The organism is Bradyrhizobium sp. PMVTL-01 (assembly GCF_051861855.1).
In the GTDB taxonomy this organism is placed as follows: Bacteria; Pseudomonadota; Alphaproteobacteria; order Rhizobiales; family Xanthobacteraceae; genus Bradyrhizobium.
Map to the genome: position 1 here is coordinate 3,773,416 of NZ_CP193982.1, position 18,089 is coordinate 3,791,504.

The following is an 18,089-nucleotide window of genomic DNA, read 5'->3' on the forward strand; positions in this document are numbered from 1 at the left end:
ACGAAGCCCGGTTCGAAGCCGACCTGGGTGAAGCGCTCGATGACTGAAGGGGTGTTGACGATCTCTTCCAGCGTGGTCGTCAGCTCCGAGCTCGGCGAGCGTCGGCACGTCGGGCAAGAATGGCGTGCGCTTGCCCGAGAACACCGCGAGCACCTTGACGGTGCAGGCCTCGATCTGCGGCTTCACGGCGGTCACCGTGTCGACGTGATACTGATGTGCTTGCCGATCAGGTCGTTCATCGCCGGCGCACTGCCCTTGTAGGGCAGGTGCACCATCTTGATCCCGGCGGCCGACTTGAACAGCTCGCCGGCGAAATGCGAGACGGTCGCCACGCCGAAGGAGGCCGGCGACAGCTTGTCCGGATTGGCCTTCGCTTCAGTGACCAACGAGGCAACGTCGTTGATCGGATTGTCGCGGTAGGTGACGAGCGCGAAGGTGGTTTGGCCTTTCCGTCCGATCGGCTCGAAATCCTTGGCGGCGTCGTAGGGCACGCTTTCCTTCACGGCGGCCGGCAGGGTGAAGCTCGAGTTCGAGCTGTAGAACAGGGTGTATCCGTCAGGTGCCGCGCGCGCGGCTTCCTTGGCCGCGATCGTGGTGCCGCCGCCGGGGTGGTTCATGATGACCACGGGCTTGCCGAGCCGGGTTTCGAGTTCGCCGCCGAAGATGCGCGCGAGCACGTCCGAAGCCGCCGCCGGGCGGGAACGGGACGAGCAATTGCAACGACTTTTCCGGATAGACCGCTTGAGCCGATGCGAGCGAAGTGCCGCCGATCAGGCCGGTCAACCCGAGGACAACCGTGAGAGCCGTTGATTTTCTGTAGAGGTGTTCCGTGTTCACACGAGCAAGAGTGCTCGGCGCAACCTAGCAATAATCGTTCCATCGGGGGAGTAGGCAGGGCGTCGATGTTGCCGTCGGAATGGCTTTGCAGCGCCTCACCGATTGGTGAGCGCCGATTGCAACCCGATCCGCCGCGTCCGATATCACCAGCACCGAACCGAGGGAGATATCGCATGAACATCGACCTTTCCGGAAAGACCGCACTCGTGACCGGCTCGACCGCCGGCATCGGCCACGCCGTCGCCAAGGGCCTCGCTGCCTCCGGCGCCAGCGTCGTGATCAACGGGCGCGGCCAGGACAAAGTCGACGCCGCGGTGCGCAGGCTGGAAGGGACGGGCGCCAAGGTCCGCGGCATCGCTGCCGACGTCTCCACCGCTGCGGGCTGCAAGGCGCTGGTGGTGGCTCTGCCGGAGGTCGACATCCTCGTCAACAACGCCGGCATTTTCGAGCCGAAGGATTTTTTCGACATCCCCGACGAGGACTGGACCCGCTTCTTCGAGGTCAACGTGATGAGCGGCGTGCGGCTGTCGCGGGCCTACATGAAGGGCATGCTCAAACGCAACTGGGGCCGCATCGTCTTCATCTCCTCGGAGTCCGGGCTCAACATCCCCGTCGAGATGATCCACTACGGCATGAGCAAGACGGCCCAGCTGTCGGTCGCGCGCGGCCTCGCGCAACTCACCCGCGGCACCGGGGTCACCGTCAATTCCGTGCTGCCGGGCCCGACCATGTCGGAGGGTGTCGAGACCTTCGTGAAGGATCTCGCGAAGCAAAACGGACAGTCTGTGGACGAGGCGGCGGCCAATTTCGTCAAGCAGCATCGGCCGAGCTCGCTGATCCAGCGTTTTGCCAGCGTCGACGAGATCGCCAACATGGTTGTTTACGTCGCCTCGAAGGAGGCGTCCGCGACCAACGGTGCGGCGCTGCGGGCAGAGGGCGGCATCGTCAATACGATCGCGTAAGAGCCGCCTATGACCGCTTATGTGATTTCCGAAGTCGAGATGCGCGATCTCGAGGGTTTCGACGCCTATCGGGCGCTCGCCGCGAAGACGATCGCGTAGTTTGGCGGGCGCTATCTCGTTCGTGGCGGCAAGGCCGAGCTGGCGGAAGGCAACCTTCCGCCGAAGGCCATCGTCATCGTCGAATTCCCCTCGATGGCGCGGCTGAAGGAATGGTACGCCTCGCCGGAATATGCCGAGGCGTTGAAGATCCGCGCCGCTGCGCTCGAGCGGCGATTGATCTTTGTCGAGGGCGTGATGCCAGCCTAGAGCATCGAAATGGCAAGATGGGCATGGCGCAAGTGCGCCTTTGCCCACCCCACGAGGTCTTCGTCACCACCCCTCCAGCACGATCTTGCCGCGGGACTTGCCGCTCTCCAGCAGCGCATGCGCACGCTTGAGGTTGGCGGCATTGATCGTGCCAAAGGTCTGGTCGAGCGTCGTGCGCAACACGCCCTTATCGATGAGGTCGGCCACGTCGTTGAGCAGATGATGCTGCGCGATCATGTCAGGGGTCTGGAACGAGGAGCGCGTGAACATCGATTCCCAGTGCACCGAGATCGCCTTGCCCTTGAATGTGCTCATGGTGAACTCGGCCGGATCGTCGATCAGGCCGAACCTGCCCTGTGGGGCCATGAACTCCGCGATCGCCTTGTAGTGCTGGTCGGTGAAGGTGAGGCTTGCCACCAGCGCGACCGGCGGCAGCTTCAATTTCTCGATCTGCTCCTTCATCGGCTTGCCGTGATCGACCACCGCGTGTGCGCCGAGATCGAGGCACCATTTCTGCGATTCCGGCCGCGTCGCGGTCGCGAGCACCGTGAGCCCGGTGAGGCGGCGCGCAAGCTGGATCAGGATCGAGCCGACGCCGCCGGCACCGCCGGTGATCAGCAGCGTGCGCGGATCGACACTCTTGCCGGGGACGGCGCCGAGCCGATCGAACAGCAATTCCCAGGCGGTGATGGAGGTGAGGGGAAGGGCTGCGGCCTGCGCAAACGAGAGCGACGTCGGCTTGTTGCCGACGATGCGTTCGTCGACCAGGTGGAATTCGGCGTTGGTGCCCTGGCGCAGGATCGAACCGGCGCAGAACACCTCGTCGCCCGGCTTGAACAGCGTGACCTCGGGGCCGACGGCGTCGACCACGCCGGCTGCGTCATAGCCGAGGACCTTGGTCTCGCCCTCGGGCGGGGCGGCGCGCTTGCGCACCTTGTAGTCGACCGGATTGGCCGAGATCGCCTTCACGGCGACGCGGATGTCGCGTCCCTTGGGCTCGGGTTTTGCGGTCTCGAAATCGATCAGTGAATCCGCGTCGTCGATAGGGAGCGATTTCTTGTAGCCGACGGCCTTCATGGCGTGTCTCCATCAGTTGGCGCGATAGCTTTGGATGTGCCCTGCCTGCTAACTGTCCCGCTGGCGTCCATTTGGCAAGTACTGTAAATTCGGGGATATAGTCCCTGTTTGGATACTATCGGGAAAACATGCATGAAACGGCGCAATTTTGCCCGTCGTCCGGGCTGCTCCGTCGAGACAACGCTGGACCTGATCGACGGCAAGTGGAAGGGCGTGATCCTCTACCACCTGCAGAGCGGAACCCAGCGCTTCGGCGAATTGCGCCGCCGGATGCCCGGCATCACCCAGCGCATGCTCACGAAACAGCTGCGCGCCCTGGAGGAGGACAAGCTGGTCATCCGCAAGGTCTATGCGGAGGTGCCGCCGCGGGTGGAGTATTGCCTCTCCGAGTTGGGTGAGAGCCTCAAGCCTGTCATCGACATCCTCAAGGCCTGGGGCGAGAGCCATCAGCAGCGCCTGTCCTGCGCGCCGCCGGCCGTGGTCGTGAAGAAGCCGAAGCGCGCTGCGTGATGAAGGTGACGGGCAGTGCCGTTACCTCTGCCCGACGGGGACAGGTCGAATTGCGCCTGGCGATGCGAAGCATCGTCCAGGGCAATTCGGGTGAGGGGGCGCAGCATCCTCGATAGACCGTAACCCCTCAGAGCCTTCGGCGCGACCTCTCTGTGCGGAAGAGGTGTAAAGTCAGAACGCAAACTGCGTGCGCAACGCAACCGCGTCGAACTTCGAGCCGGTGTCCGCCGCCGACACCGCCGAGGCTTGCTTCGACACCGTGCCGTGCAGGTAGTCGAGCATGAAGCGGACGTTGCCGTTGACGTACCAGTTGACCGCCAGCGTGTAGACGGTCTGGCGCCCGCCGGCGATTCCGGCAGCGGTCGCCAGCTGATCGTTCAGATCCACGGTCGAGTAGCGGCCGGCGATCTCCCATGCACCCCAGCCGCCGCCGTTGATCGAGAACGGATCGTTCGGCTTGATACCCCCATAGGCCGCGTTGCCCGGATTGTACTTGCGCGATTCACCGGTCAGGACATAGGCCGCTTGAGCATAGCCGCCCTGGAATTTCAGGCTCGACGTACCGATGGGCGCCACGGCGGTGTTCGCACCACGATCGATGTTGAACCAGTAGTATTCGCCCTGGACCCAGAGCGGTCCATAGGTCGCGGCGGCTTCCACGCCATAAACCTGCGCGCCCGATACATTTGCAATCGCCCCGGTCGAGATGAGCGTCGTGGGATCGATGCGCAGCTCGGGACGATCGCTGAGCGTGAGCGTTTGCGTGTTCGCGACCAGATTGCGCGGCGGCTGGATCAGCCACTCGGCGTCGGCGCCGAGATGCACCGAGTAGTCGTTGCCGCTCACGACCTGGCCTGCGACGCGGGCCGTCGCGCCGTATTGCTCGCTGGTGCCGGGAGGTGAAACGCTCGAGGCCGAGTGAATGGCACCCGTGGTCGGGCCGGTCACATAGGCGCCGGCATAGAACACGTCGTTGTACCAGCGGGCACCGGCGGCAGAACGGAAATCGCCGGCGGCGATATTTTGCGCGATGACGCCGACCGAGGCGCGCTCCATGAAGGCGATGTCGTTGGAACTCGTGGATTCATCCATGGTCCACGCAATATCCATGACGCCGGCTTCGATCGCCATCTTGCCGCCGAACGGCTTCAGCCCGGTGTAGCTGATATAAGCGTTCTCGATGCCGGAGGTGCCGCCGCCGGGCAGGAAGCCGACAGGGGTTGCGCCGGCGGCGCCGGTGCCGCCAAAGCCGTCGGACGAGCCTCCGAAATCGTAGATCAGGGCAAAATTCCAGTCATTGAGGAATTTGCCGGTGACCCCGATGCGGGCACGGCGAACGTTCTCACCGCTGTCGAGCTTTTGCGGCACGGTGGCCGCGGTGTTGGGCCGGTAGTCGTAGCCGCCGACATCCCAGTGCACGCGGCTGGTGATGGCAACGCAGTTGGCCTCGTCGGCGGTGCAGATGGTCGGCCGGTTGTTCGGCATCGTCACCACGACTCCCGACGGATGCGCCGGCCCCTTGACAGGGATTGCCGCGTTCGCGTTGGCCACCGCTGCCTTCGCTTCCGAACGCGCTTCGGCCTTCGCCTCGGCCTTGGCTTCGGCTTTCGCCTTCGCCGTGGCCGCCGTGTTCGCGGCGGTCTGGCTCTGGAGCTTGTCGAGCTTCTGCTCCAGCAGCTTCAGCTGCTGCTTCAGCAGCGCGATTTCCTGCTCGCTGCTGCTGGCCGACTGGGCCTGGGCCTGCGAGGCCGCCAGCGCGCCGGCGAGACCAATCGCCGTGGCTGCAATTCTTGTCCTTCTCACCTTATGCCTCCATCGTTTAACGAACTTCCCCACGTCTCTTCCCAAGTCGCGAACGGAGAGCTAGGTGTGATCGACGACTGCCCCGCGACGCTGCGCCCGGTTGCGCGGTTCCCACTGATGCAAATTCGCTGCAACCGAATCCGCTTCTCACCAGAATGCTGGATGATGCGCATCATGCCAATGGACAGTCCGGCCTAATTGCCGATTCGCATGCGGGTCTTGCAGGCCGGACACACCGGGGAGGGGACCGAATATTGCCGCCGGGCGCCCTTCTATTGGGGGGCGAACGCGCCTATATTCCGTCGTCTTTTCCGAGAGGTAGGAATGTTTCGATCGACCTGGACTGCTGCCGTCGCGGCATTGTGCATAGTCTTTTCGGCCCACTTCGATCCGGCCGCGGCGCAGGACCGTCGGGTCCCGTCGTCGCCGGCTGAACTGCGGCTGTCCTATGCGCCGATCGTCCAGCGGGTGCAGCCGGCGGTCGTCAACGTCTATGCCGCCAAGGTGGTGCAGAACCGCAATCCGCTGCTGGACGACCCGATCTTCCGCCGCTTCTTCGGCGTGCCGGGCCAGCAGCCGGAGCAGATGCAGCGCTCGCTCGGCTCCGGCGTGATCGTCGATGCCTCCGGCCTCGTCGTCACCAACGTCCATGTCATCGAGGGCGCGGACCAGGTCAGGGTGTCGCTGTCGGACAAGCGCGAGTTCGAGGCCGAGATCCTGCTCAAGGATCCGCGCACGGATCTGGCCGTGCTCCGCCTGAAAGACACCAGGGAGAAGTTCCCGACGCTGGACTTCACCAATTCCGACGAGCTGCTGGTCGGCGACGTCGTGCTCGCGATCGGCAATCCCTTCGGCGTCGGCCAGACGGTGACGCACGGCATCATCTCGGCGCTGGCGCGCACGCAGGTCGGCATCACCGACTACCAGTTCTTCATCCAGACGGATGCGGCGATCAATCCCGGCAACTCCGGCGGCGCGCTGGTCGACATGAGCGGCAAGCTCGCCGGCATCAACACCGCGATCTATTCGCGTTCCGGTGGCTCGCAGGGCATCGGCTTTGCGATTCCCGCCAACATGGTGCGTGTCGTCGTCGCCTCCGCCAGGGGCGGCGGCAAGGCGGTGAAGCGTCCCTGGCTCGGTGCGAGATTGCAGGCGGTGACGCCGGAAATCGCCGAGAGCCTCGGCCTGCGTTCGCCGACCGGCGCGCTGGTCGCGAGCGTGGTGTCGAACGGCCCCGCGGCGAAGGCCGGCCTGAAATCCTCCGATCTCATCACCGGGATCGACGGCCAGGCCGTGGATGATCCGAACGCCTTCGACTATCGCTTCGCGACGCGCCCGCTGGGCGGCACGGCGCAGATCGACGTGCAGCGCGGCGGCAAACCGATCAAGCTGACGGTGGCGCTGGAGACCGCGCCCGACACCGGGCGCAACGAGCTGGTCGTCACCGCACGTTCGCCGTTCCAGGGCGCGAAAGTCTCGACCATCACGCCGGCGGTGGCCGACGAGCTGCATCTGGACGCCGACACCGAAGGCGTCGTGATCACCGATCTCGGCGGCGACAGTGCGGCGGCGAGCGTGGGCTTCCAGAAGGGTGACATCATCCTCGCCGTCAACAACCAGAAGATCAGCAAGACCGGCGATCTCGAAAAGGCGGCGAGCGAGCGCCCGCGGATCTGGCGCATCACGGTGGTGCGCGGCGGTCAGCAGATCAACGTTACGCTGGGCGGATGAGTCCGAAGCGACCACAGGAGACGCCAACTCTCTTTGCCGCGGCGGGGCTCGATCACGAGGCTCCGCATCCGCTGCCGGACCGGTTGCGTCCGCGTGTGCTGTCGGAGGTCGTCGGCCAGGATCACATCCTCGGTCCCGACGGCGCGCTGACGCGCATGCTGGAGACGCGCACGCTGGGCTCGCTGGTGTTCTGGGGGCCGCCCGGCACCGGCAAGACCACGGTGGCGCGGCTGCTGGCGGACGCCACGGATCTGCACTTCGAGCAGATCTCCGCGGTGTTCTCCGGTGTCGCGGACCTCAAGAAGGCGTTCGATGCCGCGCGCGCCCGCCGCGAGATGGGCAAGGGCACGCTGCTGTTCGTGGACGAGGTGCACAGATTCAACCGCGCCCAGCAGGACTCGTTTCTGCCCGTGATGGAGGACGGCACCGTGGTGATGGTCGGCGCCACCACCGAAAACCCGTCCTTCGAGCTCAACGCGGCGCTTTTGTCGCGCGCGCGCGTGCTGGTGTTCCGCTCTCTGGATGCCGCCGCGATCGAAAAGCTGTTCGCGCATGCCGAGCAGGTCGAGGGCAGGAAACTGCCGCTCGATGCCGAGGCGCGCGCGGTGCTGGTGCGCATGGCCGATGGTGACGGCCGCGCGTCGCTGACGCTCGCCGAAGAGGTCTGGCGTTCGGCCCGGGCGGACGAGATTTTCAACGCCGCGCAGTTACAGGAGATCCTGCAGCGCCGTGCGCCGATCTACGACAAGTCGGCCGACGGCCACTACAACCTGATCTCGGCGCTGCATAAGTCCGTGCGTGGCTCCGATCCCGATGCCGCGCTGTATTATCTTGCGCGCATGCTGGATGCCGGCGAGGACCCGCTGTTCCTGGCCCGCCGCGTCGTGCGCATGGCGGTCGAGGACATCGGGCTTGCCGATCCCCAGGCGCTCGTCATTGCCAATGCGGCGAAGGATGCCTTCGACTTCCTTGGCCACCCCGAGGGCGAGCTCGCCATCGCTCAGGCCGTTGTCTATCTTGCCACCGCGCCGAAATCGAATGCGGTCTACACCGCCTTCGGCACGGCGATGCAGGTCGCAAAGCAGGCCGGCTCGCTGCTGCCCCCAAAGCACATCCTGAACTCGCCGACCAAGCTGATGAAGTCGGAAGGCTACGGCTCGGGTTACGAATACGACCACGACACCCCCGACGCCTTCTCCGGCCAGGACTACTTCCCGGAAGCCCTGGGCCGCCAGACCTTCTACGACCCGCCCGAGCGCGGCTTCGAGCGCGAGATCAGGAAGCGGCTGGACTACTGGGCCAAGCTGCGCAAGGAGCGGGGCGGCTCGAGCTAGAGGCGGCCATTTCGCCGTGACGGAAGGCCGCTTTTAGGGTACGCAGGCATTCATGAGCCGCCGCATCAAGAGAATGAATCCAAGGCCCCGTTCGCGTGACGAGCGCGATGACGCCCGCCCATTTAAGGCGCGTAGCGCAAAGAAGGCCGGACCGCGTCCGGGCGGCAAGCCGGGCAGTAAGCCGCCGCGCCTTGCCGGACAGCGTGCCGAGCGGCGGCCGCCCAAAGCCGCCCAGGAAAGGCCTGCGCCGGAGAAGCCGGTCGAGGCGCTGCTGCCGACCAAGGTGCAGACCGTCACGGTCACGGCCGACGAGAACAACATGCGCGTCGACCGCTTCCTCGAGGCGCGCTTTCCCGGCCTGTCGTTCTCGCACATCCAGCGCGTCGTCCGCAAAGGCGAGCTGCGGGTCGATGGCAGGCGCGTCGACAGCAAGGACCGGCTGGAGGAAGGCCAGAGCGTCCGCATTCCGCCGCTGAAGCTCGACGCGCCGAAGGCGGTCGGCGAGCTGTCGGAAGCCGCGCAGAAGACGCTCAAGGCGCTGAAGGAGATGACGATCTGGGAGGACGACGACGTCCTCGTCCTGAACAAGCCCGCCGGCCTCGCCGTGCAGGGCGGCTCGGGCATGACACGGCACATCGACCAGATGCTGGAGGTGATGCGCGATGCCAAGGGCCAGAAGCCGCGCCTCGTGCACCGCATCGATCGCGAGACCTCGGGCTGTCTCCTGATCGCCAAGACGCGCTTCGCCGCCTCGCATCTGACCGGCGCCTTCCGCTCGCGTTCGGCGCGAAAAGTATATTGGGCGCTGGTGCCGGGGCTGCCGAAGCCGAAGCAGGGCCGGATCTCGACCTTCCTCGCCAAGGAAGAGAGCGAGGACGACACCATCATGCGCATCGCCCAGCATGGCGATGAGGGCGCCAGCCACGCGGTGACCTACTATGCCGTGGTCGAGACCGCCGGCAACAAGCTGACCTGGGTGTCGCTGAAGCCGGTGACGGGCCGAACCCATCAGCTGCGCGCCCACATGGAGCATATCGGTCATCCCATCGTCGGCGATCCCAAATATTTCAACATCGAGAACTGGCAACTGCCGGGCGGCCTGCAAAACCGCCTGCATCTGCTCGCGCGTCGCATCGTCATTCCGCATCCGCGCGGCGGCGTGATCGATGCCACCGCGCCGCTGCCGCCGCACATGCAGCAGTCGTGGAATCTGCTGGGGCTCGATGCAAGCCGGTTCGACCCGATCGAGAACGCGCCGGAGGAGTAGGGTAGCCCCGTCATTGCGAGCGCAGCGAAGCAATCCAGACTACCTCCGAGGAGAGACTCTGGAGTGCTTTGCTGCGCTCGCAATGACCGTGTAGAGACAGAAGTGGTTCACGCCCTCAATTCCGAAACTGCTCCAGAAACATCCGCAAAGAATCGTGGGGGCTCTCGACATCCGTGATCAGCCAACCCTCGGGGCCGTTGACCAGGACGAAGTTCAGCACGACCCGGCGGCCATGATTGTCGAAATTCGCCGCGACATAGGTCTTGTCGTATTGCCTGCGGACGACTGCGATCGCGACCGCGCCGAGCTTCCAGCTCGGGCTCTGCACCAGGAAATCGTACGGCTCGATTCTCGGCGCGCTCCAGGCCCTGCGCAGCGGCGGATCGAAGAACTGGCGGGCGGTCACGGCGTCGCGTGGCAGGCCCTTCGACAGCTCCGGCGCGCCTTCGCCGTAATGGGCGTAGACGTTGCGGACCAGCGATTCCGGGCTGCGGAAGCCGGCCTCGGCCGCGGCCAGCCAAAATCCTGCCAACACGGCCCCAATGCCCGCAAGTTCCCGCATGCCCGGCGCTCGCTTTATCGGCCACCGGTCTTATCTTACAAGCCTAGCATCCAGTGACCGGGACCGAAAACTCACATGCGCGAATTGTTCGAAGAAGCGGCAAGCCAGCCCCCGCCGGATCCCCGGGAATCGGCGCGCCAGTCCACCCGCACGCCGCTGCGCAAGCGCTTCTACAAGGCGGCCGGCGTCGCGGATGCCGACGCCGGTTTTGCCATCACGCTCGATGGCAAGCCGATCCGCACGCCGTCCGGCCGTCAGGTGGTGATCCCCGCGCGCGCTCTCGCCGATGCTGTGGCCGCCGAATGGGCGGCGCAGGGCGAGACGATCGATCCCGTCACCATGCCGCTGACCAGGATCGCCAACAGCGTGGTCGAGGGCGTCATCGATCGTGTCGCGCTCGTCAGCGACGATCTCGCAAAATACTTCGAGTCCGACCTGCTGTTCTATCGCGCCGGCCATCCCGAAGGGCTGGTCGCCCGCGAGGCCGCGCACTGGGACCCCGTGCTGTTCTGGGCTGCGGAGACGCTGGGGGCGCATTTCATCCTGTCCGAGGGCGTCATGCATGTGAAGCAGCCGGACGAGGCGCTGAAGGCCGCACGGGCCGCGCTGCCCGGCGATCCCTGGTCGGTCGCAGCCCTCCACATGGTGACCACCCTGACCGGCTCGGCGCTGCTGGCGTTGGCGCTCGCCCATGGCGTGCGCAATGCGGACCAGGTCTGGGCCGCCGCCCATGTCGACGAGGACTGGAACGCCGAGCAATGGGGCGTTGACGAGGAAGCGGCCGCCCGCCGCGCTGCCCGCCTTATGGATTTTCAGGCCGCCGTGACGGTTCTGGCGGCGGTGACGCCGCCCGCGCCCGAAGGTTCTTAACGAGAGGTTTACGAGGGGGCCTTAGGGTGGGAATTGCAGTCCCCGGGCCCCTGAGATGCCGACGCCGATAAGCTCGATCGTTCCCGTCAGTGCCGCCAGCCCCCTGGCTGATGCGGCGACGCCCGATCTCGTGCTCCAGGCCGGCAGCGTCGTCGATGCCAGGGTCGTCAGCGTGATGGCCGACAATCTGGTGCGGATCGCGATCGCCAACGTGTCCATGGACGTGATGTCGGCGGTGGCGCTGACGCCGGGGCAAAACCTCCAGCTCGCGGTCTCGCAGAACGACGGCACGATCGGACTCGCCATGATGAACGGGGCAGGCGAGGCGACTGCCGATCAGATCACGCTGACGCCGCGGGCGGCTTCGCTGGTGGACAGCGCGCCGCTTGCGCCGTTGGCAGTCGCGGTGCGCAATACCCTCACCCCGTCCGAGCAGGTCGCCGTCACTGCCGCTTCGGCCGAGGCCGTCACGAAACAGGGCAGCCAGGCGCCGCTGTTCGCCAATCTCGCCTCCGTCGTCACCGGCAGCGATTTGCCAGCGGGCTTGAAGCAGGCGATGCTCCACGTGCTCGCGCAGCAGACGCCGCTCAACATCGCGCTCGATGGCGGCGATATCGAATCCGCGTTCCAGAAGTCCGGGCTCTTCCTCGAAGCCTCATTGGCCGCGGGCACAACGCCGTCTGCTGGCGCGACGCCGGACCTGAAGGCCGCGCTGCTGGTGCTGCGCCAGACACTGGCCACTCTTGAGACCACCGTGCCGCAGGCGCCGGCGCAAGGCGCTGCGCCGAGGAGTGCCGCGGCCACGCCACAGGCCGCAGCTTCCGCAGCTCCGCCGGCAAGTGAGGCCACGCACGCAGTATTGCCGTCGCCCGAAGCGCAGATCACCCAACCGATGCAATCGTCGCGGGGCGCGCTTGCCGCCGCCGTGCTGGCCGAGATGGCGGGCGGCAATCCGCCAGGCCCGGCGCCGCGAACCATGTCCGCAGGCGTTGCCGCGAGCCTGCTGCAAGAGGTCACGCAGAACCTGCCGCGCATGCTCGGCAAAGTGCCGGGCTCCAACAAGGCCGTGCCGGATGGCCACATCTTCGAGGCCGCCGCGCGCGCGACCACACCACCACCGTTCCGCGGCGCGCTGCCGGCGCCGCAGGCCATTGCCGCGCCGTCGCTCGCGCCCGATACACCCCTCTCCGCAACGGTGCATCGCCTGCTCGATGACACCGATGCCGCGATCGCGCGGCAGACGTTGTTGCAGGTCGCCTCGCTCCCCGATCGCACCAACGCCAGCGGTCACCGCGTCGATCCGACCGGGCCGCAGTGGAATTTCGAGATCCCGTTCGCGACCCCGCAGGGCACCGCGATGGCGCAGTTCGAGATCTCGCGCGACGGCGGCAGTGAATCTGCCGATCCCGCCAGGCGCGCCTGGCGTGCGCGCTTCACGCTCAATGTCGAGCCGGCCGGGCCCGTGCACGCGCTGATCACGCTGAACGGCGACAAGACCTTCGTGCGGATGTGGGCGGAGCGGCCGGCCACCGCGCAGCAACTCCGCGCCGGCATCGGCGAACTCAATCAGGCGCTGACGCGCGCGGAGCTCAAGCCCGGCGACATCGTGGTGCGCGACGGCACCCCGCCGCAGCCGGCGCCGGCCCGCGTCGGCCATTTCCTGGACCGCGCCACATGAGCGATCCATCCAGGCTCGCGATCGCGCTGCATTACGAGAAGGGATCTGGCGCGCCCGTCGTCGTCGCCAAGGGCAAGGGCACGATCGGCGAAAAGATCGTCGAGATCGCGAAAGCCAACGACATCCCGATCGAGGAGAACGAAGTTTTGGCCGGTGCGCTCTCCAAGGTCGAGCTCGGCGAGGAGATCCCGCCGGATCTCTACAAGGCGGTTGCGGAAGTGCTGGTGTTCGTGCTGCGGCTCTCGGGCCGGGCGAGATAGCCTGTCATCGTTTCACCACGTAGCGGCTGCATGGTCGCGCGTGCCTTCATCGTTCAACGGTCACCCAATCTTGCTCACCCGCCGCTCCACCCTCTGCCTTCTCGCCGCAGCCGCCACCCTGCCATCACGCGCGCTCGCCCATGTCGCGCCGCCGCGCAACGAGATCCGCGACAGCCTTGCAAAACGTTTCACCGACCTCGGCACATCAGGTACCTTCGTCGGCTACAAGGTCGAGGATTATCTGATCGTCGCCAGCGACAAGGAGCGCTCGGGCGAGGGGAAGCTGCCGGCCTCGACCTTCAAGATTCCGAACTCGCTGATTGCGCTGGAGACCGGTGTCGTCACTGATCCCGACAAGGACGTGCTTCCCTGGGACGGCGTCAAGCGGCCGATCGAGGCCTGGAACAAGGATCACACGCTGCGCAGCGCGATCGCGGTGAGCGCGGTGCCGGTCTATCAGGAGATCGCGCGCCGCATCGGGCAGGAGCGCATGCAAAAATATGTCGACGCGTTCGACTACGGCAATCGCGACATCGGCGGCGGCATCGATCAGTTCTGGCTCACGGGCAATTTGCGCATCGATCCGGTCGAGCAGATCGACTTCGTCGACCGTCTGCGCCGCCGCGCGCTGCCGATCTCAAAGCGCAGTCAGGACCTCGTCGCCGACATCCTGCCGGTGACCAAGGTCGGCGACAGCATCATCCGCGCCAAGTCCGGCCTGCTTGGCGCCGAGCGCGGCGAGCCGTCGCTCGGCTGGATGGTCGGCTGGGCGGAAAAGGGCGAGGCGCATACCGTGTTCGCGCTCAACATGGATTGCGGGGAGCCTCGCCTTGTCGGCGAGCGCATGCCGCTGACGCAAGCCTGCCTCGCCGAGATCGGCGCGATATAGCGCTGTCGCCGCCCGGCCCACCGTCATTGCGAGGAGCTCTTGCGACGTAGCAATCCAGACTGCTGCCGCGGAAAGACCCTGGATTGCTTCGCTGTGCTCGCAATGACGGAGTATGCGGCGCTTTTGCCCACTCCACGGCGGCGCGTGTGGAGCAGTCATCCCAGCTTGAACAACACCTGCAAGAACTCCTCCACCGCCTTGCGCGACTCCGCGGCGGTCGCCGGATTGCCGCCGACATGCGGATTGAGCTCGACGCAGGAATCCTTGTAGGTGAAGGGCGCATTCGTATCGCCGTTCATCAGCACGCCGCCGTCGCCTTCCCTGATCTTGCAGTTGCGCACGGTCTGCGCGTTGGCGGAGACCGCAACGGTGTTGACGCCGAGCAGGCCGCTGTCGAACCCGTGAGCGCTGTCGGGATATTCGGTCAGCACCACGTCGCGCCCGGCGCTCTTGAGCCGCTCGACGAAGGCCTTGCAGCTCCTGACGGGATTGTAGTCGTCGGGCGTGCCGTGGAAGATGCGGATCGGGCGCGCCGCGACGTCGGTGTCGCCAACATAGGTCGTCGAGCAATCCGGATAGAACGGGATGTACGCTGCGAGCTGGATGCCGGACTTGTTCCAGAGCTTGTTGAAGCGCTCGAGGCTCGCATACAGCGTCGCCTGTCCGCCGCGCGAAAAACCCATCAGCACGATGCGGTCGGGGTCGACCCGCGGGTGCTTCGCCAGGATCTCCAGCGAGCGGTAGATGTCGACGATCAGGTTGAGCCGGCCGAGCAGGGCCTGGTTCGGTCCCACCACCGTCAGCCCGCGTCCGGTAAAACCGTCGATCACGAAGGTCGAGATGCCCATGGCATTGAACGTGTGCACCCAGGCCTCGGTGGTGGCGCCGACACCGCTGGAGCCGTGCATCAGCACTACGACCGGCAGCTTGCCCGTGCCCTGGGCAACGCGGAATTCACCGGCAACCGTCACTGCCTTGCCCGCGGCTGCATCGCCGCTCAAAAATTGCTGATCGGAGAGGGTGAGCGAGGAGATCGGGTAGATCTCGGCGCGCGTTGCGACTTCCTTGGGAAGCGCCTGCGCATTGGCGAGCACGCTGGAAACGCAGAGCGCAATGAGCACCATGGCGGCGCGGAATGCCGTCGGCATCAGGTCCTCCCCTGTTTTTCGGAGAGTAGAGCAACGGGCCTGTGCGCTGTCAATTTGACGCGCGAAAGCCGGCCAACCGGTCGGCGCGGCAATCTTGCGGGCCGGATCAGGCGTCCCTCTGCCGCCCGATCCGGCCGAGATGGGTGAAGCCGAAGCCCGCGGAATATTTCAGGCCGTAGCCGAGCGCCCGGTCGATGCCGATATGGGCGAGCCAGATCAAGGCGATGGATAGCGTGAGGGGCGAGGCAAGGCCGAAGCCGAGCGTCAGCAGCGCCACCGGCGCCATGTAGCTGTGGGCGGCGTTGTAGACCATCGCTCCGAATTTGGCGTCGGACAGGTATGCCAGGAAGCTCAGATCGGGCACGAAGAACAGCAGGGCAAACACCAGCCACGACCCGTCCCAGGCCCAGTAGAGCATCACCATGCCGGCGAACAGGGTCAGGCCCTCCAGCCGCAGCAGGATGTTGACGCCGCCTGTCGCGGCCCCCGTCTCGGCCGTTCCTTCCGTCATGCTCCTCTCCCGGACAAAACTTTGTAATCCCTTGCGCTTTCCCGCTACGGCAGGGCAGCCCTGCGACGGCGAAAGCGGCTTTCCGGTCCGCAAAATGCCGTGTTAGAACCCCGCATCACTTAAGACCTGGCGGGAGCAAATGAAACACATCCTGGACGCCCTTGAAGATCGTCGTGCCGGCGCAAAGCTCGGCGGCGGGGAGAAGCGCATCGAAGCGCAGCACGCCCGCGGCAAGCTGACCGCGCGCGAGCGCATCGAGCTCCTGCTCGACAAGGGATCGTTCGAGGAGTTCGACATGTTCGTCGAGCACCGCTCCACCGAGTTCGGCATGGACAAGACCAAGGTGCCCGGCGACGGCGTCGTCACGGGATGGGGCACCGTCAACGGTCGCAAGACGTTCGTCTTCGCCAAGGACTTCACGGTGTTCGGCGGCTCGCTGTCCGAGACCCACGCGCTGAAGATCACGAAACTCCAGGACATGGCGATGAAGGCGCGTGCGCCCATCATCGGCCTCTATGACGCGGGCGGCGCCCGCATCCAGGAAGGCGTCGCTGCGCTCGCCGGCTATTCCTACGTGTTCCGCCGCAACGTGCTGGCCTCCGGCGTGATCCCGCAGATCTCCGTCATCATGGGCCCCTGCGCCGGCGGCGACGTCTATTCGCCGGCGATGACCGACTTCATCTTCATGGTGAAGAACACCAGCTACATGTTCGTCACTGGCCCGGACGTCGTGAAGACCGTCACCAATGAGGTCGTCACGGCGGAAGAGCTCGGCGGCGCCTCGGTGCACGCCACGCGCTCCTCGATCGCCGACGGCGCCTTCGAGAACGACGTCGAGACGCTCTTGCAGATGCGGCGCCTGATCGACTTCCTGCCTTCCAACAACACCGACGGCGTGCCGGAATGGCCGAGCTTCGATTCGATCGAGCGCCTCGATGAATCCCTGGACACGCTGATCCCCGACAATCCGAACAAGCCCTACGACATGAAGGAGCTGATCCTGAAGGTCGTGGACGAGGGCGACTTCTTCGAGATCGCCGAAGCCTTCGCCAAGAACATCGTCACCGGCTTCGGCCGCATCGCCGGCCGCACCGTCGGCTTCGTCGCCAACCAGCCGATGGTGCTGGCCGGCGTGCTCGACAGCGACGCCTCGCGGAAAGCGGCGCGCTTCGTCCGCTTCTGCGACGCCTTCAACATCCCGATCGTCACCTTCGTCGACGTGCCGGGCTTCCTGCCGGGCACCGCGCAGGAATATGGCGGCCTGATCAAGCACGGCGCAAAATTGCTGTTCGCCTATTCGCAGTGCACTGTGCCGCTCGTCACCGTCATCACCCGCAAGGCCTATGGCGGCGCCTTCGACGTCATGGCCTCCAAGGAAATCGGCGCCGACATGAACTACGCCTGGCCGACCGCCCAGATCGCGGTGATGGGCGCCAAGGGCGCGGTCGAGATCATTTTCCGCAGCGACATCGGCGATCCCGACAAGATCACCGCCCGCACCAAGGAATACGAAGATCGCTTCCTGTCGCCCTTCATCGCCGCCGAGCGCGGCTACATCGACGACGTCATCATGCCGCACTCGACGAGAAAGCGCATCGCTCGCGCGCTGGCGATGCTCAAGGACAAGAAAACGGAAATGCCGGCGAAGAAGCACGACAATTTGCCGTTGTGAGATAGCGTAGCCCGGATGAGCGAAAGCGACAGGGTGCGCATATCGTTTCGCTCATGCGGGCTTCTGGCTCCTTCTGATTTGACATCCTCGATCCAATGACCGAAGACGATCCAACCGACGAAATCTCCGAGATCGAAGATCGGATCGAGCGGCTCGCCGAGATCGCCGAGCGCTGCCGCAAGTACATCCTGGCGTCCAAGATCGCCATCGCTGGCGGGGCAGCGCTGCTGTTGGTTACGATCCTCGGTCTGTTTGGCTTCGGTCACACCGCCGCGCTTGGATCAATCGCACTGGTGCTGGGCGGGATCGTCTCGCTCGGCTCGAACGTCAGCACGCTGCGGCAGACGGACGAGGCCATCGGTGCTGCGGAGGCGCGACGTTCGGCGTTGATCGGCAGCATCGACCTCAGGGTCGTCGCCGATGCACCCTTGAAGCTGGTGTGACGCATCCAGCGTCACCCACGCCTCACGCGGCGGACTTGAGCGTCAGGTCCGACAATTCCGTGCGGCAAGCGGCGGCGAAGGCTTGGAGCCGCTCGGCGGTCTGCCGGTCGAGGATGGCTTTGGCCAGCCGTTCGGCGCGGGCGATCTGTTGCTTGAGATATTCGATGCGGACCATGTGTCACCTTGCGAATGGCGTCGTTCCGGTGGTGGCGACTGTATGCCGGCCGCT

Annotated in this window: 18 protein-coding genes and 1 pseudogene; 12 read left to right on the top strand and 7 right to left on the bottom strand. The window is 65.6% G+C overall.

Features of this window, described 5'->3' with window-relative positions; all coding sequences use genetic code 11:
• Positions 1-191 precede the first annotated feature (191 nt).
• A complete protein-coding gene (locus ACRQ5Q_RS18140) occupies positions 192-677 on the bottom strand; it encodes a Bug family tripartite tricarboxylate transporter substrate binding protein (protein WP_439399291.1) in 486 nt (161 codons plus the stop codon).
• Between the two features lie 333 nt (positions 678-1,010).
• Here ACRQ5Q_RS18140 and ACRQ5Q_RS18145 point away from each other — a divergent pair, with 333 nt between their 5' ends.
• Entirely contained in the window at positions 1,011-1,799 is a 789-nt protein-coding gene (locus ACRQ5Q_RS18145) for an SDR family NAD(P)-dependent oxidoreductase (RefSeq protein WP_439368785.1), read from the top strand.
• Positions 1,800-1,808: 9 nt separating this feature from the next.
• A pseudogene (locus tag ACRQ5Q_RS18150) lies at positions 1,809-2,105 on the top strand (DUF1330 domain-containing protein).
• Positions 2,106-2,168: 63 nt separating this feature from the next.
• On the opposite strand, the gene ACRQ5Q_RS18155 reads toward ACRQ5Q_RS18150, so the two are convergent.
• Positions 2,169-3,182: a zinc-binding alcohol dehydrogenase family protein gene (locus ACRQ5Q_RS18155; RefSeq protein ID WP_439399293.1), complete on the bottom strand. Its 1,014-nt coding sequence runs from the start codon at positions 3,180-3,182 to the stop codon at positions 2,169-2,171.
• A gap of 132 nt (positions 3,183-3,314) precedes the next feature.
• On the opposite strand from ACRQ5Q_RS18155, the gene ACRQ5Q_RS18160 reads away from it, so the two are divergent.
• Entirely contained in the window at positions 3,315-3,692 is a 378-nt protein-coding gene (locus ACRQ5Q_RS18160; protein ID WP_439368783.1) for a winged helix-turn-helix transcriptional regulator, read from the top strand.
• Positions 3,693-3,863: 171 nt separating this feature from the next.
• Here the strand turns inward: ACRQ5Q_RS18160 and ACRQ5Q_RS18165 are convergent, their stop codons facing one another.
• The gene (locus ACRQ5Q_RS18165; protein ID WP_439399295.1) at positions 3,864-5,495 is read right to left on the bottom strand and encodes an OprO/OprP family phosphate-selective porin; all 1,632 of its coding nucleotides are present in this window, start codon (positions 5,493-5,495) and stop codon (positions 3,864-3,866) included.
• Positions 5,496-5,819: 324 nt separating this feature from the next.
• Here ACRQ5Q_RS18165 and ACRQ5Q_RS18170 point away from each other — a divergent pair, with 324 nt between their 5' ends.
• Genes ACRQ5Q_RS18170 through ACRQ5Q_RS18180 form a run of 3 tightly spaced genes read left to right on the top strand, consistent with a single transcriptional unit; the run spans position 5,820 to position 9,827 of the window.
• On the top strand, positions 5,820-7,226 hold the full coding sequence (locus ACRQ5Q_RS18170) for a DegQ family serine endoprotease (protein ID WP_439368779.1): 1,407 nt from the start codon (positions 5,820-5,822) through the stop codon (positions 7,224-7,226).
• Entirely contained in the window at positions 7,223-8,560 is a 1,338-nt protein-coding gene (locus ACRQ5Q_RS18175; RefSeq protein ID WP_439368777.1) for a replication-associated recombination protein A, read from the top strand. The genes ACRQ5Q_RS18170 and ACRQ5Q_RS18175 overlap by 4 nt, the downstream gene beginning before the upstream one ends.
• Before the next feature lie 52 nt (positions 8,561-8,612).
• On the top strand, positions 8,613-9,827 hold the full coding sequence (locus tag ACRQ5Q_RS18180) for an RluA family pseudouridine synthase (RefSeq protein WP_439399297.1): 1,215 nt from the start codon (positions 8,613-8,615) through the stop codon (positions 9,825-9,827).
• A 115-nt stretch (positions 9,828-9,942) separates the two neighbouring features.
• Here the strand turns inward: ACRQ5Q_RS18180 and ACRQ5Q_RS18185 are convergent, their stop codons facing one another.
• Entirely contained in the window at positions 9,943-10,389 is a 447-nt protein-coding gene (locus ACRQ5Q_RS18185; protein WP_439368775.1) for a hypothetical protein, read from the bottom strand.
• A 75-nt stretch (positions 10,390-10,464) separates the two neighbouring features.
• Here ACRQ5Q_RS18185 and ACRQ5Q_RS18190 point away from each other — a divergent pair, with 75 nt between their 5' ends.
• From ACRQ5Q_RS18190 to ACRQ5Q_RS18205, 4 genes are all read left to right on the top strand, one after another.
• Entirely contained in the window at positions 10,465-11,259 is a 795-nt protein-coding gene (locus ACRQ5Q_RS18190) for an ATP12 family chaperone protein (protein ID WP_439399298.1), read from the top strand.
• A 55-nt stretch (positions 11,260-11,314) separates the two neighbouring features.
• The gene (gene fliK, locus ACRQ5Q_RS18195; protein WP_439399300.1) at positions 11,315-12,937 is read left to right on the top strand and encodes a flagellar hook-length control protein FliK; all 1,623 of its coding nucleotides are present in this window, start codon (positions 11,315-11,317) and stop codon (positions 12,935-12,937) included.
• Positions 12,934-13,197, top strand: coding sequence for an EscU/YscU/HrcU family type III secretion system export apparatus switch protein (locus tag ACRQ5Q_RS18200; RefSeq protein ID WP_439368771.1), 264 nt, complete (start codon positions 12,934-12,936; stop codon positions 13,195-13,197). The genes fliK and ACRQ5Q_RS18200 overlap by 4 nt, the downstream gene beginning before the upstream one ends.
• Positions 13,198-13,267: 70 nt before the next feature.
• Positions 13,268-14,086, top strand: a complete 819-nt coding sequence (locus ACRQ5Q_RS18205) for a penicillin-binding transpeptidase domain-containing protein (RefSeq protein WP_439368769.1) — start codon at positions 13,268-13,270, stop codon at positions 14,084-14,086.
• A gap of 155 nt (positions 14,087-14,241) precedes the next feature.
• Here the strand turns inward: ACRQ5Q_RS18205 and ACRQ5Q_RS18210 are convergent, their stop codons facing one another.
• Together ACRQ5Q_RS18210 and ACRQ5Q_RS18215 are read right to left on the bottom strand one after the other, a co-directional pair.
• Positions 14,242-15,234: a dienelactone hydrolase family protein gene (locus ACRQ5Q_RS18210; RefSeq protein WP_439368767.1), complete on the bottom strand. Its 993-nt coding sequence runs from the start codon at positions 15,232-15,234 to the stop codon at positions 14,242-14,244.
• Between the two features lie 106 nt (positions 15,235-15,340).
• Complete coding sequence (locus ACRQ5Q_RS18215) at positions 15,341-15,745, bottom strand: DUF4260 domain-containing protein (RefSeq protein WP_130369898.1); 405 nt, start codon at positions 15,743-15,745, stop codon at positions 15,341-15,343.
• A 139-nt stretch (positions 15,746-15,884) separates the two neighbouring features.
• Here ACRQ5Q_RS18215 and ACRQ5Q_RS18220 point away from each other — a divergent pair, with 139 nt between their 5' ends.
• Together ACRQ5Q_RS18220 and ACRQ5Q_RS18225 are read left to right on the top strand one after the other, a co-directional pair.
• On the top strand, positions 15,885-17,417 hold the full coding sequence (locus tag ACRQ5Q_RS18220) for an acyl-CoA carboxylase subunit beta (protein ID WP_439399302.1): 1,533 nt from the start codon (positions 15,885-15,887) through the stop codon (positions 17,415-17,417).
• Between the two features lie 95 nt (positions 17,418-17,512).
• A complete protein-coding gene (locus ACRQ5Q_RS18225) occupies positions 17,513-17,860 on the top strand; it encodes a hypothetical protein (RefSeq protein ID WP_439368765.1) in 348 nt (115 codons plus the stop codon).
• Positions 17,861-17,882: 22 nt separating this feature from the next.
• Here the strand turns inward: ACRQ5Q_RS18225 and ACRQ5Q_RS18230 are convergent, their stop codons facing one another.
• Positions 17,883-18,035: a hypothetical protein gene (locus ACRQ5Q_RS18230; RefSeq protein ID WP_439399304.1), complete on the bottom strand. Its 153-nt coding sequence runs from the start codon at positions 18,033-18,035 to the stop codon at positions 17,883-17,885.
• Positions 18,036-18,089 lie beyond the last annotated feature (54 nt).